Genomic DNA, 13,975 nt, shown 5'->3' with positions numbered 1-13,975 from the left:
TTATCCGACCGTCGGGGCTTTTATCTGTGACCGCACGATCCCGAGCATCGCCGCCTGGGTAATTTGTCTTGATCATATCACGCATGATGCCGTGGGCGCGCCGTCAGTTTGCGAAAGCCCATGGCGCGCAACTCGCGGCTCAGCGTCCGCGTGCCGATCGACACCGCAAACTTATCGTGGGTTCCACGCTGCGAGGTCGACCAGACGCCAACGCACGACGCCGTGCGCTACGGGGATCGGGCACTCTCGACGGCCGCCGACAGCGCCGCTCGCCGGTTCAAGTCGAGGCGCTGGCGACCCCCGGTGCTTTGCCATCGACCAGGCCACCGGGTCCGTCGCGGTTGAACCGCAGCACCAATTCCGCACAGTCTGCAGACTGACGCCGGAGATCCGCGCCGCTTCACCCCGATTGCCGCCATCATAAATCACCGCCAGTGCCAACAGCCGACGACCCTGCCCGCCATCGTTCCGCGACCGCGCAAAAAACCGCCGCAGCTCCGCCGCTGTGAAGCCGCCCCGGAAACAGACCGCCGCCGCCAAAGCAAGCGACTTTCGCAAGGCAGATCGCCCGCGCGAGTCACGCTTCGCGAGCGTTGATATCAGTCGCTTCTTGGGGGGAATAGAGATTATCTACGTCATAGATTTGTGTCCCGTTGAGCAAGAGCCATAAACAGGTGGAGAAGCCCAGACGTCTTCAAAAGAATCAATCCTAAGTTGCCGCTGCCACGGCTTTAGGGGCTTAGGCGGCCTCGGGGCCGATTGCTGCCTAGCAGCATTGGGGCGATCATATGAGGATAGCGGACGTTCGTTCAGCTGGCTCCGCGCTCCCTACGAACCACGAGTGGACGTCCAGGGCAGCGCGGAGCCTTCCCGAAAGCAGACATCTAGAGCATCTTCCGAGCTGACTGACTCGCGGGGGATTCCCAAGGCGGCCGATGTCTGATTCAAGGCGCATGCTGGCGAAGGAGGTCGGCATGCATGACCAAGGCGCTATCGGTTGATCTTCGGGAACGTGTGGTTGCGGTGATCGACGGCGGGGTATCGTGCCGCCAGGCGGCGGCCAGGTTCGGGGTCAGCGTCTCGAGTGCGATCCGCTGGCACGCGCTGGCGCGGCGGACCGGCAACGCGACGCCCAAGCGACAGGGCGGCGACCGGCGCTCGGGTCGGATCGAGGCGCACGCGTCAGTGATCCTGGCGGCGGTAGCGAAGAAGTCCGACGTGACACTGGCCGAACTGCGCGACGAGTTGGCCGGGCACGGCGTCTCGGTGGGGATCGCAACGCTGTGGCGGTTCTTCGCGCGCCGGAAGATCACGCTCAAAAAAAGTCCGGGCATGCGGCGGAGCAGGATCGTCCAGATGTCCTGAGCCGGCGCGAGGCGTGGTTCGAGGGTCAACTCGACCTCGACCCGCACCGCCTCGTGTTCATCGACGAGACCGGCGCCAGCACCAAGATGGCGCGGCTGCACGGACGCGCGCCGCGCGGCCAACGGCTGCGGGCGAGTATCCCGCATGGCCACTGGAAAACCACGACGTTCGTCGGGGCTCTGCGCCTGACCGGCATGACTGCGCCGATGGTCCTCGACGGGCCGATGACCGGCGACTGGTTCCTCGCCTATACCAAACAAGTCCTCGTCCCGACGCTACGCCGGGGCGACACCATCATCATGGATAACCTGCCGGCACACAAAGGCACGGCGGTCCGCGAAGCCATTGAGGCGGCCGGCGCGAGGCTCATGTTCCTCCCGCCGTACTCGCCCGACTTCAACCCGATCGAGAACGCCTTCGCCAAGCTCAAGGCACTGCTCCGCAAGGCCGCCGCTCGCACCGTCGAACAGCTTTGGACCGTCATCGGCCAGAGCATCGACGCCTTCTCACCCACCGAATGCGCCAACTACTTCAGGCACGCAGGCTATGACGCTTACTGATAGGAAAATGCTCTAGCCAAATAACCGCCTTGATGCGGCAGCTCTCAAGTGGCCGACTTCGGTAGCAGACCTTCGATAAAGCAACTCAGCTGATGACGAAATGACCCATACGCGGTTATTCAAGCGAGGGTCGGCCACTCCCGATGCGTTAGCATCTGGAACAACGGCGCGGTCGTTCTACAGTTCATCCGACACAGGAGAAGTCTGATCCCTCCAAGGTGGCATATCAAAAGGGGGCCGGTTGGAGCCTGACTACTATCGATCATGATCGGCTGCAAAGCAGCCATTCGATCAACGAAGGCGGCCGCCGGCGGTTGATCGTCGGGACCCTAGCGTCGAGTTTTGCGCAACAGAGTAGCCATGTCGTCGAGCGGCTTGTCTGCTACCGGCAAAAGCCGGTCCTCCTGGGCTGAATGCGCGGTCCCAAGCGAATGACCAAATCCAGGATAGTCGATCAAGGTCACCCGCGGCCGCACGTCAGGCCGCGCCGCGAACGCTTGCGCCGCTGCTGGGTCGATCATCGAGTCGGTCAGCCCTTGAAGAATGAGAAGTCGGGAATGCGTTGCGGCGAAGGCATCCGCGACCCCCTTCGACGCGCGTGCGGTCGATGACATCCCAAGGCCACTATCGGGCGTGTCGGCATACCAAGAGGCGATAATAGGATCGGCTTCGGTGAAGGTGATACGTCCGTCATGGTTGGTGTCGAGCAAGGGATTGACCCGCTCACCCGGCCCAAAACCTCTGAACATTCGGACGAAGATATGCGCGAGATCACCGCCGGGGCCGGCTTCGGCGCGGGCAATCGCATCGGCATCTAACGCACCGTCGGTCGCGAAGCGCATGAGATAGGGTTTGCCGATGCGACCGTACTGCGCCTGCGCGACACGTGCGGGCGCCTCGACCACCGGAGCCATCAGCGCCACCGCGCGCACCGACGGCTCCTCCGCCGCTACCGCCATCGCCGTGGTCGTACCCTCGCTCCAGCCGACGAGGCCCAGCGGCAATCCCGTTAATTCTGGCCGGGTGCGGGCGAAGGCCAGCGCGGCCCGACCCGAAGTCCGGCTTTCGTTCATAACCCGACTGATACCTGGGTTGCACCATTGCCCGACAGGAATTCGGCACTTCCAGAGTGCCAAGGGCACACATTGCGCCCTTGGCCGTTGTCGAGACACAGGAACAAGCGACGGAGGCTGCATGCGGGTTGCCCTAACGATTCTAGCCGGCCTCTCCGTGGCGACGGCTGCTGCACCGCAGCGTCCTCTGGGACCAAATGCGGTTACCGAAGGCACAGGTCCAATGCGGGTCGCCGTCGACCGCTACGACGACCCACCACCACAGTCTCATACGGTGGTCCAGATCGACACGACGGGACATGCACTTTCGGATGCGCAGGTCGGCGCGGCGGTTGATCGTCTGCTCGGCAAAAGCATTGCTCGTAAGCCATTGCCAGACGCCTTTCAGGTGACGCTTGGCGACGCTCGTGACGCCCTTGAGGATGAACTGCGCCGACGGCTGCGCCAACCTAGCGCGAACTGGAACCTATCAGCCGGCAAGCCGCGACACGGCGATTACGGTACCGTGGTTCGTTACGAGTTGGCGGCAGTGATTGCCGCTTCACCGATCGCCGCCGCCTTTCGTCATCACGGCTATACTCTGCAGCTCGATGGCATCGCTCGCCTGACCATGGGGGACACTGCCGAGACGCGTCAACTTCCCGGCCATATCGACGAGATGTCGCTTACAGCCCATCGGAAGGCGCACTGATGACACACCGGCAACTGCCCTCCTTCGATGCGCTCGTCGCCGTTTACCCGCACCGCGAGACTCCGGCCGAGATAAAGCAGAAGATCGGCGGAGCGATCGACGATACGCATGCGCCGGCCGGACCCCAGCAGTGGCTTGGTGGTCCGCGCCGGCCGGACCCCAGCAGTGGCTTGGTGGTCCGAGGGAGACACCTGCACGATCCGCATGAGCCGCGCTTTCAACTACGCCGGTGCGGTCATCCCGAAGGTAACGCCTCATCTCGTCACGGTCGCCGGTGCGACCACAAACGCTACGGCTTTCGCGCTCGTGAATTTGACGCATGGTTGCGGCACAGTTACGGCCCACCCGACATCGAGGTCAAAGGCAAGCCCGTGTCGCGCGACCGCTTCCGTGGCAAAAAGGGCCTAATCAGTTTCGACATTCTGTTCGGCGTCGATGCCATCACGCATCAGCGGGCGACCGGACACGTCGACCTCTGGGATGGCATAACCTTCTACGACGAGATTGCCGGCATCAGTCGACCGAACCGCGATTTCCTTAATGTTGCCAATGGCGTTGCCCTTTGGCTTGCCGACGGCAAAACGATGCTCCACCCATAAGCGCCGAAAGATCGTCCACCGAGTGACCCCTAGGGGGCCGGTTGCCGCCTGACAGCTTTCAGGCGTGGAACGCGGCATAGCTGCCGTTTAAATCGTCGCAGATCCAATGGCGGCCCCCGCCCCAGTTGCGGACATGATCCGATGGTCCCAAACTGCGGAAATGATATCGGCTATCCGTCCTGTTGCGATGATCGTAGTGGTTACGATCCTTCTTGGCATAGCGATCCTGGCAACGGATGCCTTTAACTATCGATCGGGCTGGAACGTGCTGTGGATGTTGGGAATTCCGTTCGGCGTGGCTCGGGCGTTTGACCGGGGCTTCGATCGCGGCGACGGCGTTTGGCCGCTTGCAGGACTATTTTTGCTGTTATGGTCTTTGTTGGCAATGGGCGTAATTGCTACGCTCTTCGGCATCGGACCGTAATGGCAGCAATCCACCGCGTCCCTGCCCTAACCGCAGCGACGACCTTTATGTGAAGGCGGGGCCGATAACAGCCTGGCAGCTTTTGGGCGTAGAATGGCATAGCTGCCGCTTAAATAGTTGCAAATCCGTGGCGGCTCACGCCCTAGTTGCGAATATTTTGCCGATGCCGCAAACTCCGGCGATGACACCCTATGCCGAGGTGGATCCGATCATTGACGCTTGGGCAGCGGCGACCGTGAAAAAGCTCTTCACGGAATGGGCGGAGCGGCCTGCTAGGTTTGCCTATTTACCCGGTTTGCGCCCGTTCGAATGCTTTCAAATCTCGGTTGATCAACCTATTGGGGGTCGTGTCGCCGTGCTTGCCCGATCCGTCGATACCTACGACGAAAGCAAATTCGAACAGCGCTGGGAAGGAGCAACCGAGACTCTCTCCGCCATACTCGATGAGGCTACCGCCCGGGTTCGGACATGGGTGAACCGATCACCGGCGAATGGCAGCTGATTACGCCCCAGTCGCCGCTGGCGCGGCTTCGGTGTCCCGGGCGGCCTTGGGGCCGTAAGCGGGATGTCGACTATCCGGAGCGAAGCGTGCGATAGCTGCCGATCGGAGGATTGCCGCACCACGATCCACAATGCGCAACGACCATGTTTGGTGTCCAGCTTACGACAACTGAGTTGGACTGATGTCTCGCTTTCTTGGCGGAAGCGGCGCCACCTTTCGATCTGCGCACGGCCCTGTCGCGGGAGCTGTGCTCATCGAGCGGCCAGTATGCCGCGCCGCTTGGCGACACGACCCAGTATCTGACAGTCCTTGGCGGCCAGATCGCCTCACTGGCGATCTCGCCTGCGGTCAAGGCGCTGAGCTTCTACTGGGGCTCGATCGACAACTATAACACGGTCAGCTTCTTCTCGGGTTCGGCCCTGGTTGCGTCGTTCACCGGAAGCCAGGTTCCCGCGGCCCCTGCCGATGGGAGCCAAGGCGCTCCGACGAACAACCGTCGCGTCAGCTTTGGGTTCGACGGCGCTGCCATCGACCGCGTCAGCTTCGCGTCTTCGAGCAACTCATTTGAGCTCGACACGGTCGCGGGCGCAGTACCCGAACCCGCCTCGTGGGTCATGCTTGTCGCCGGGTTCGGGCTCGTCGGTGCTGCCGCGCGGCGCCGCGACCCGACCGCCGTCGCCGCTTAATCAATCGTCGGGCCACAGCATCGTCGCCGCGGTCCGGTCGTTCAGCAAACCCGCGCCAGCTCTCACAATCGGCCGTTCATTCATGTCAGATCAGCAAGCCTTTTGGGCTCTCAACTTCAATGCATGAGAGCTTGCCCTGCGTGGTGACGCCTAGAACGAATAGACGGCAAAGACCTGCAGATATTTCGGTTTCCGCTGCGTAAGATCAACTGCTCACATTCGGAAGAAGACATCGCTGGCCTGGCTCACGATGTTCGAACCTAAACATTTTTGGTGCCTTAAAAGTGTGTCTGCGTACGGAATCTGCCGGGTGCACAGCCGACTGCCCGCGAGAAAGCGCGCGATAGATTGGCGGCGGACGAGAAGCAGCAAATCGCCGCGATCTCGGCTAGCGAGCAATCGGTGTCACGAAGAAGCTGTTTGGCCAGGGCCAGACGGCGGCTGGACACGTAGCGACGCGGCGAACCGCCGGTTGCCTGGCGGAATGCACGGGCAAAATGGAACGGGCTGAGACAGGCAACGGCTGCAAGTGCCTGGATCGAAAGCTCGCTTCCAAGATTACCTTCGATATAAGCGAGCATCCGGCGTAGCCGAAACGAGTCGAGGGCCCCGGCGGCGCTGACGCGGGCGGCGCGCATGCTGACGCCCTCCCCATAGTTGGCGACCATTCGCTCGGCGATACTAAGCCCAATGGTCTCGACTAGGATCGAAGCGCTCGAAGTCTGATGCCGCAGCTCGCGCGCGACAACCGTGCCGATCCAGGAGAGCGACGCATCGCAAATACCGCTGACATAGCGAATGTTCGCCGGATTGAAGCACGGCAGATGGTCTTCAACAGCGACGGCCTCGAACAGGCGACGGGAGAGGTAAAGATGCATCACCTCAGGAATGTCGGCGGTCAAATAGGTCGCCTCCTCATGCGTACCGACGGGGATGACGAAAGTCGTGCCCCGGACGGCCGCAGCATGCTGGCGGACGCCGTGAGCCGCGCGATGAACCTTGGATTGGCCGTCCCCTTCGAGAATCAACGTGAGCTCGGTGTGCTCGGTCACGAACGCTGGAATGGGTCCGGCGACGTGGCTGCGGATTTCAACGTCCAACGACGGCCAGCCGAAAGCAGCCGACGACGCAAGCAGTCGCGACTCCGTAAATTTTCTCGCACCGTGACCCTGCATGAGATCACCTCATCGACCACAGCAATCCGGGACAGCAATTCCGCAATCTCGGATATTATCACCGATCGAGAGACCAGTCATGATCTCGGATAAGATTTATCGGGAGGCCCCATGAATATCGTCGATGTCGCACCAGGCCACCGGCTAGCCGCGTGGCCCTGTCTACTCGCAGCCGGTATCATTGCTACCGCGATTGTCGCGCCGGCTCGCGGTGCCGATCAAGCCGATCTACCTGGCAAGCTTGTGACGGACCTGCATGCAACGTTCGGAGATAACCACGCACGTGCAATTCATGCCAAAGGCATCGTGCTGACTGGACACTTCGACCCGGCGCCTGGGGCTAATGCAATCAGCAAGGCTCCGCTGTTTCGGCATGCGTCGCCGATTATCGTCCGCTTTTCAGATTTCACCGGCCTCCCGGCGATCCCGGACAATGACGAGAATGCCAACCCGCGTGGATTGGCGATCAAGTTCGGCACCGTCGACGATGCCAGCCTCGATATCGTCGCGCATAGTTTCAACGGCTTTCCCGTCTCGAATGCGACAGATTTTGGCCACCTGTTCGAGGCGATCGCAGCGAGTGGGCCCAAAGCTGCCAAGCCAACGGCGCTCGATAAATTCCTTGCGGCGCACCCGGTGGCCAAAACGTTTCTGACCACCCAGAAATCGCCGACGAGCTTTACGACCACCGGCTATTTCGGCGTGAATTCATTTCGCTTTATCGACGCGCGTGGCCACAGCATGGCGGTGCGCTATCGCTTCGTACCGGCTGCGGGCGAACATTATCTCGATAGCAGCGCGTTGAAGAGCAAGCCGGCCGACTATCTAATGCGTGATATCGCCGTCCGTGTTCACCAGGCGCCGATCCGCTTCGACTGGTTCGCTCAGGTCGCTGGAACCGGCGACGTGATCGATGATCCGGTAAAAGCATGGCCGGACACCCGTCGGCTGGTGAAGCTCGGCACGATTACGATCGACAAGCTCGCCACCGATCAGGCGGGCCTCGACAAGCAGCTGATGTTCTTGCCGGGCAATGTGCCCGCCGGGATCGAGGCGGCCGATCCAATGATCGGAGTGCGGACTGCGGGGAGGCGCGTCACGAGCCTTTCGTTTTGACGGACGACCCTGATTACGCATGGTTGAGCGACGCATTGTCACCGGATGAGACCCTCGCCTCCAACTGGCTGCTATTTGACCTGCGCTCACTCCGAGCCCAGCGGCCGCGAGATATGCCTGCCGAGTGGAGACGGATTGTCTACGGCTTCGATATGATCGTCATCGCACCTAAACTAACGCCACCAAGCTTAGTCGGAACCCAGTAGATTAGGATCGGGGCCGAAATACGCCAGGCAGCTTATCAAGATCCGTAATGGGATAGATACCGTAGCGCAGACTACCTAACGCTGGCGATGGTGTCTCGTAGCGCACCCATCACCTCCCCGCGATAGTTGTCTGATGGGAGGACGCTTTTCGCGCGTTCGGCAACCACGTGTCACGGAGTATGAGCAATGAGCCTATTCGGAACCATCATGGACAAGATTTTCCACGATCCAGTAGCAGCGGCGCCTGCACCAGCAGCGACCGCGCCGGCAGCATCAGCCCCCGTAGTGGCCGGAACAGTTTCATTGGCGCCTGCGTCAGCCGCGCCCGTTGATGTCGAGGCGGTGCTGACGGCGATGGCTGCAACACACGGCGGTGGAGGGAACTGGCAGACGTCGATCGTCGACCTGCTCAAGCTCCTCGATCTTGATTCGAGCCTTGATGCACGCAAGGGCTTGGCCAACGAGCTCAAGGTCCATGTCGGAGCCGACGGCACTGCCGAGGAAAACATTGCCCTTCACAAAGCGGTGATGGCCAAGCTCGCCGAGAATGGCGGGAAGGTACCCGACAGCATGAAGTAGAAATAGTTAGGGACGGGTCATCGCTGGCCCGTCCCTGAATTACGAAATGATGGCATTGTGAGGTCGTCTGTCACCCCATTAATTCAGCCAATCAATTAATGTAACGTTCCCGTTTAAAGAGAAACTGCGAGACTACTTCGCCTTGGCATTGACTGCAGTGTCGGCCAGCTTCGTCGCGAATTCATCGCCACCGTAGATTTCCTTGGTCGCTGCGCTCAGCTTCGACGCCGCGTCTTTTTCGCCAAGCGCCTTGGCATACGCAGCGGCGGTGCCGAAGCCGGCGATGCCGTAGTGCGTCATCCTCTGGTATTGCGCGATCATCTGTGCGTCGAGGACCGGACCCGCCTCGGGAGCTTCCTCGCCGAGGCAGTGCTTGGTCGCTTCAGCGACGAGGCCCTCCATGCCCTTGCAATGCTCCTTCTTGACCTTCTCGCCCGCCGCTTCAATCAGCGTCTTGAGGACCTCGGTATGCTTGCCGATGCCATCGACCGCCTTATCAAACATCTGCTTGAGCTCAGCGTCGGTCGCCTTGCCGGCCATTTTCTTGACGACTTTGGTCATCTGGTCATTCGCCGACCAGAGATCCTTCATCTCCTCGGCGTACAGATCTTTTAGATCTTCGGGCGCATCTGACATTGTCTGTCTCCTCTGGGTTTCTCGCCGAAGAGCGGTTGTGCCGCCACGGGGTTCCTGTCGCGACATAGGGGCAACGGGGCGTTACCGCCTAACAGCTCGGGCGACTAGGTGCGGAAGCGGACTTTCAGCTTAGGCCGCGACCCTTAGATCAAACAGCTTCTGCGCGATGAGCACGGCTGTGGGCGCACTGCAGGCGGTGGCGTCCGCACCGACATCCTGTGCAAGCTCGGGTTTGGCCGTAAACATCGGCCCGCCAACCATGATTCCGACTCGCCCATTGCGCGATTTCGCCCGCAACTCTGGGATGAGATCTCGCAAGGTCGCAAGCCGCTCCGTTGATCCCGCAGTCAGGCCGATAACGGCAAACCAGTCCGACGCCGCCGTCTCGACGATCTCGTCGGCACTGGCGGCGATCTCGGTCTGCACCTGCCAGCCGGCAGCTGAGAGGAACCGCTCGACCATCATGACGCCGAACGAGTGCTGATCCCCGGGCGTCATGGCCATCAGCACGCGGCGCTTGGTCGCTAGGTCGGGAAGAGTGTGCGTCCCGTTAAAGATCGCGAGAAGCTTCTGGAGACGCGCAACGCCGAGCGTCACATCGATGAAATCGCACTCGTCATGGTCCCACATCGTGCCGAGCCGGCGCGCGGTAGGCTCCAGCAGTTCCACAAACAATGTTTCCAAGGCCAAGCCCCGGTCGCTTAGCACAGTGATGTAGGCGACCGCCGCTTCCAGATCGCTGCCGAGTACAACGTCGGCAAGGCCGCCGATGTCTGCGCTATTCGGCGCCAGCACTTCGATCAGCTGAGTGTCCGGCAGGGCTTCGGGAATGATATTCTTATGGAGTTGCAACAGGCGTGGAACGATGTCGCCCGACACCAATCGCGCGATCCTTGCCTGACGCTGTGCCAAATCCTCGCGCCGGTAGATCTCGCTGGCAATAAAATGACTTTCCAGCGCGTGAAGACTGCCGCGGTCAACTTCCGGCATGGTCATCGATGCCGTCGCTCGCCCCATCGTCCGACCTCCGCTCAGTGCACCGACCTATGTACCTTAGCTAAGTCAGCATACCGATGCCAATCTGTCGACCACTGTCCGCGAGCAGTCCTGCGGTATCAAGCCGCAGCAGTTGATCGCCAGCGAGCAGAGCCGCTCGCGGGTTGGCAGGCGCGGCGCTCGCTCGGTGGGCACTTCGAGTCACGAAAGCGCCATCCTGACACTGGTCGCCCGGCCGATCGCGGCCGCCGAGACGGCGGCCAGACGCTACGCCCCCGTCGCGCTCTTCGGCGGATGGTCGAGAATGACGGACATCGGGATCTAGGCGGAACGGCCCAGACCAGCCGTTTCCGAAAACTTCGTGCTTCCCGATCAGACGCTTGTCGATCATTCCGACGGAGCAACGTATGGAACCCGTGCATTTACTGATCCGCAATAGGCATACGATGTGTTAAATTTTGGGTGGTATGGCGTCCGAAGCCAAAGATCACGCGCCAATGAATTCATGTTGTTAGGAACACAGTGGTCGTCAACACTTCTCTTAGCTTCAATTCCATATCGGCGACTGATATTGGAAAACTTGCCCCGGCCGAGTGCGACCTCCTCCCTTTTGGCGTCATCGGCCTCGATGCTGAGGGTGTCGCGGTAATTTACAACGCGACCGAAGCCCGACTTGCGGGGCTACGTCCGGAGAATGCGATTGGTGCGGCCTTTTTCGAATCAATCGCGCAGTGCATGAACAATTACCTCGTTGCGCAACGCTTTATCGATGAAGCCGTAATCGACGAGACGATTCCGTTTGTCCTCACGCTGCGAATGCGGCCCACCCCGGTTCGCCTGCGATTGCTCGCGACGCCGGAGGTGCCGCTGAACTATATTTTGATCGAGCGCTGAGCAGCGATGTTTGACGAGCTCAATTCAGAGCATGAACGGCTCCTCGAATTTCTCTATGCCTGCCCCGTCGGTCTCGTCGAGTTCGACGCGACGGGCACAATTTCGATCATTAATCCGCATGCAATGAAGCATCTGCTGCCGCTCGCAGGTGACCGTGACCCAACTAACCTCTTCACGATGCTACAGGAGTGTGCTCCAGAACTCCGTAATCTCTTCGGAGATTACCAACAGGATCGGGGACCGGTTTGCGAAGGACATCGGATCGCTGTCGATCTTGGCATCAGTCGGGCCGGCAGGGATTCCAAGGTGCTTGCCTGCACCTTGGTAAAACTTGGACCGACCCGCGCGGTCGCCACCTTTTCCGACATCACAGTGCAGGTTGCTCAAGAACGGCGGCTCAAGCAGGCGGAGACATGGTTCGCGTCGCTGATCGGGGGCGTCAACGATTATGCCGTCCTGTCGATCACGCGCGAGGGGATTGTCGATAGCGTGAACGCGGCTTTCACTCGGCAAACCGGCCGTGACTTTGCGGAGGTGGCGGGAAAGTCGCTCGATGCGATCCTGAACACGGATTCGCGGTCGGGAGCGCTAAGCCTCTCGAACCAATTGCGGCTGGCAGAGCGGGACGGATGGTATCTCGACGAGAGCTGGCAGCAGCGGAGTACCGGCGAGACCTACTGGTGCCAGCGCCTGTTCGCAGCGCGAACCGGGAGCGATGGCGCAACCCCCGATGGATTTTCGGTGGTATTGCGCGACGTCGTCCACGACGAGTCGGACACGTCAGATCTTCGGCGGATGTTATTTTTCGATCATTTGACTGGCGCAGCCAACCGGACCCATTTTCTTCAGACGTTCGTCCGCGAGCAGCGCCGATGGCGCGACGATCAGCAACCGCTGTCACTGATCATGTTCGATCTTGACCACTTCAAGGCGGTCAACGACACATACGGCCATCCCACCGGAGATCTGGTCTTAAAGCAGGTGGCGCGGGTCTGCACTGGCCTCCTGCGTCCAGGCGACCTGTTTGCGCGCCTGGGCGGCGAGGAGTTCGCCGCTCTCCTGCCCAGCAGCTCGCTCGAGGAGGCTACCGAGATCGCTGATCGTCTTTGTGCCGCGGTCGCGGCCATGCCGATTTTGTCGCCCCAGGGGATCTTTCATATCACTGCGAGCTTCGGATGTGCATCGGCATCTGACGAGCGTTCGACTGTAGACGTTCTTATCGCAGACGCGGACGCTCAGCTCTATGCCGCTAAGCGAGCTGGACGAAATCGGGTCCACGGCGGTCTGATTTTGACTGCGGAGATTTGATATCAAGATCATGCCAGCACAATCGAAGCCTGCCCTGCCGGTGCCATGCGCGGGCTGCCGTGACGGTGCCGGCCTCGATTTCGAAATCGCCATGGCGTTCCAGCCGATCGTCGACGTTATGACTGGCAGACCTTATGCTTATGAAGCTCTGGTTCGTGGACCCGCTGGCGAAAGCGCGGCCTCGGTGCTCGCCCAGGTTTCTCGCGAGACCCTTTATTCCTTCGATCAGCGTTGTCGGGTCGTTGCGATCGAGACGGCGGCCGCGCTCGGGCTGATCGGCACGAGCGCGCGCTTGTCGATAAATTTCCTGCCGAACGCGGTCTATTCGCCAGCGTCATGCATTCGGCTCACACTCACAACCGCAGCGGCGGTCGGCTTTCCACTTGATCGTTTGACGTTTGAATTTACCGAGAACGAAGAGATGGTCGACCCCGAGCACGTCATTGGCATCGTTGCCGCATACAAGCAGATGGGTTTCGGCACTGCGATCGATGACTTCGGCACGGGTTATTCGGGCCTCGCGCTGCTCGGCAAGTTGGAGACGGACACGGTAAAGCTCGATATGGCGCTCGTTCAAGGCCTCGATGCAAACCTGCGACGGCGGACGATCGTCGATGCGATCGTCAAGATGTGCAGCGCGTTAGGTGTTACCGTCGTCGCCGAAGGCGTTGAGACTGAGGGCGAGCTTACTTCGCTTCGCGCGCTTGGCGTTCGCTATATCCAAGGCTATTATTTTGCCCGGCCCGGGTTCAAATCGCTGCCGCCGATTATCCCTGCACTTCTCTGACGGTTATTTGCCGAGGGCACTCTAATCATGCTCACTTGAGTCGACTCTAGAGCGTCCAAGAACGAGACTTTTGTAAGCGCTGTGCTGACCCCGCCTTGTTGACGACGTCATAACGCGCGAGTCCTGCTGGTCCCTGGGGCTGCCGGTGCTGATGCTATGATGATGTCATGTGACGATGCTAGCTCGATGGGCGGTCGTGCGGCGCGGATTGAGGTTTTCACCGGCACGAGGCGGCGGCGACCCTGGTCCGATGATGAGAAGGCGCGGATCGTTGCAGAGAGCTATGCCGGCGACGGCATCACCGTCTGTGACGTGGCGCGCCGCAACGGCATCTGCCCCAGCCAGCTGTTCACTTGGCGGCGGCAGTTGCGCCGTCCG

The 13,975-nt window shown here is 60.7% G+C and carries 16 protein-coding genes and 1 pseudogene; 12 read left to right on the top strand and 5 right to left on the bottom strand.

What is annotated here, in order from left to right; translation table 11 throughout:
* Positions 1-77: 77 nt before the first annotated feature.
* Positions 78-164, bottom strand: a complete 87-nt coding sequence (locus KZX46_RS23345; RefSeq protein ID WP_219774188.1) for a winged helix-turn-helix domain-containing protein — start codon at positions 162-164, stop codon at positions 78-80.
* 814 nt (positions 165-978) lie between these two features.
* Between KZX46_RS23345 and KZX46_RS00230 the strand changes: the two genes are divergently transcribed.
* Positions 979-1,925, top strand: a protein-coding gene (locus KZX46_RS00230; protein WP_219774000.1) for an IS630 family transposase whose coding sequence is annotated in 2 segments (ribosomal slippage) — positions 979-1,315 and positions 1,315-1,925 — 948 coding nt in all. Because the reading frame shifts where the segments join, the coding sequence is not laid out codon by codon here.
* Between the two features lie 329 nt (positions 1,926-2,254).
* Here KZX46_RS00230 and KZX46_RS00225 read toward each other — a convergent pair.
* Positions 2,255-3,067, bottom strand: coding sequence for a serine aminopeptidase domain-containing protein (locus tag KZX46_RS00225; RefSeq protein ID WP_219773999.1), 813 nt, complete (start codon positions 3,065-3,067; stop codon positions 2,255-2,257).
* 154 nt (positions 3,068-3,221) lie between these two features.
* Between KZX46_RS00225 and KZX46_RS00220 the strand changes: the two genes are divergently transcribed.
* The 5 genes from KZX46_RS00220 (at position 3,222) to KZX46_RS00200 (ending at position 5,900) form a co-directional block, all read left to right on the top strand.
* Positions 3,222-3,689: a hypothetical protein gene (locus KZX46_RS00220; protein ID WP_219773998.1), complete on the top strand. Its 468-nt coding sequence runs from the start codon at positions 3,222-3,224 to the stop codon at positions 3,687-3,689.
* A complete protein-coding gene (locus tag KZX46_RS00215) occupies positions 3,689-4,288 on the top strand; it encodes a T6SS effector amidase Tae4 family protein (RefSeq protein ID WP_219773997.1) in 600 nt (199 codons plus the stop codon). Before KZX46_RS00220 ends, KZX46_RS00215 begins: the two co-directional genes overlap by 1 nt.
* A gap of 106 nt (positions 4,289-4,394) precedes the next feature.
* Positions 4,395-4,712: a hypothetical protein gene (locus KZX46_RS00210; RefSeq protein ID WP_219773996.1), complete on the top strand. Its 318-nt coding sequence runs from the start codon at positions 4,395-4,397 to the stop codon at positions 4,710-4,712.
* A gap of 49 nt (positions 4,713-4,761) precedes the next feature.
* Positions 4,762-5,214 carry a hypothetical protein gene (locus KZX46_RS00205; RefSeq protein ID WP_219773995.1) on the top strand — a complete coding sequence of 151 codons (453 nt, stop codon included), beginning with the start codon at positions 4,762-4,764 and terminating at the stop codon, positions 5,212-5,214.
* A 194-nt stretch (positions 5,215-5,408) separates the two neighbouring features.
* Positions 5,409-5,900, top strand: a complete 492-nt coding sequence (locus KZX46_RS00200) for a PEPxxWA-CTERM sorting domain-containing protein (protein ID WP_219773994.1) — start codon at positions 5,409-5,411, stop codon at positions 5,898-5,900.
* Between the two features lie 278 nt (positions 5,901-6,178).
* Here the strand turns inward: KZX46_RS00200 and KZX46_RS00195 are convergent, their stop codons facing one another.
* Positions 6,179-7,000 carry a helix-turn-helix domain-containing protein gene (locus KZX46_RS00195; RefSeq protein ID WP_219773993.1) on the bottom strand — a complete coding sequence of 274 codons (822 nt, stop codon included), beginning with the start codon at positions 6,998-7,000 and terminating at the stop codon, positions 6,179-6,181.
* A 186-nt stretch (positions 7,001-7,186) separates the two neighbouring features.
* Here KZX46_RS00195 and KZX46_RS00190 point away from each other — a divergent pair, with 186 nt between their 5' ends.
* A complete protein-coding gene (locus KZX46_RS00190) occupies positions 7,187-8,191 on the top strand; it encodes a catalase family peroxidase (protein ID WP_219773992.1) in 1,005 nt (334 codons plus the stop codon).
* A 392-nt stretch (positions 8,192-8,583) separates the two neighbouring features.
* Positions 8,584-8,976, top strand: coding sequence for a DUF3597 domain-containing protein (locus KZX46_RS00185; RefSeq protein WP_219773991.1), 393 nt, complete (start codon positions 8,584-8,586; stop codon positions 8,974-8,976).
* Positions 8,977-9,108: 132 nt separating this feature from the next.
* On the opposite strand, the gene KZX46_RS00180 is transcribed toward KZX46_RS00185, so the two are convergent.
* Together KZX46_RS00180 and KZX46_RS00175 are read right to left on the bottom strand one after the other, a co-directional pair.
* On the bottom strand, positions 9,109-9,612 hold the full coding sequence (locus tag KZX46_RS00180; RefSeq protein WP_219773990.1) for a ferritin-like domain-containing protein: 504 nt from the start codon (positions 9,610-9,612) through the stop codon (positions 9,109-9,111).
* Positions 9,613-9,741: 129 nt separating this feature from the next.
* Positions 9,742-10,608: a B12-binding domain-containing protein gene (locus KZX46_RS00175; RefSeq protein ID WP_219773989.1), complete on the bottom strand. Its 867-nt coding sequence runs from the start codon at positions 10,606-10,608 to the stop codon at positions 9,742-9,744.
* 522 nt (positions 10,609-11,130) lie between these two features.
* Here KZX46_RS00175 and KZX46_RS00170 point away from each other — a divergent pair.
* From KZX46_RS00170 to KZX46_RS22570, 4 genes and pseudogenes are all read left to right on the top strand, one after another.
* Positions 11,131-11,502 carry a PAS domain-containing protein gene (locus KZX46_RS00170; protein WP_219773988.1) on the top strand — a complete coding sequence of 124 codons (372 nt, stop codon included), beginning with the start codon at positions 11,131-11,133 and terminating at the stop codon, positions 11,500-11,502.
* 6 nt (positions 11,503-11,508) lie between these two features.
* Positions 11,509-12,810 (top strand): sensor domain-containing diguanylate cyclase, encoded by a 1,302-nt coding sequence (locus KZX46_RS00165; RefSeq protein ID WP_219773987.1) that lies wholly within the window; start codon positions 11,509-11,511, stop codon positions 12,808-12,810.
* A 10-nt stretch (positions 12,811-12,820) separates the two neighbouring features.
* Positions 12,821-13,597, top strand: a complete 777-nt coding sequence (locus tag KZX46_RS00160; protein ID WP_370647426.1) for an EAL domain-containing protein — start codon at positions 12,821-12,823, stop codon at positions 13,595-13,597.
* A 156-nt stretch (positions 13,598-13,753) separates the two neighbouring features.
* Positions 13,754-13,966, top strand: a pseudogene (locus tag KZX46_RS22570) (transposase); the annotation flags it as partial.
* Positions 13,967-13,975 lie beyond the last annotated feature (9 nt).

It is taken from the genome of Polymorphobacter sp. PAMC 29334 (assembly GCF_019431245.1).
GTDB classification, from domain to species: Bacteria; Pseudomonadota; Alphaproteobacteria; order Sphingomonadales; family Sphingomonadaceae; genus Polymorphobacter_B; species Polymorphobacter_B megasporae.
Note: the sequence above shows the minus strand (reverse complement) of the source record. Positions and strands in the feature narration are given on the sequence as shown.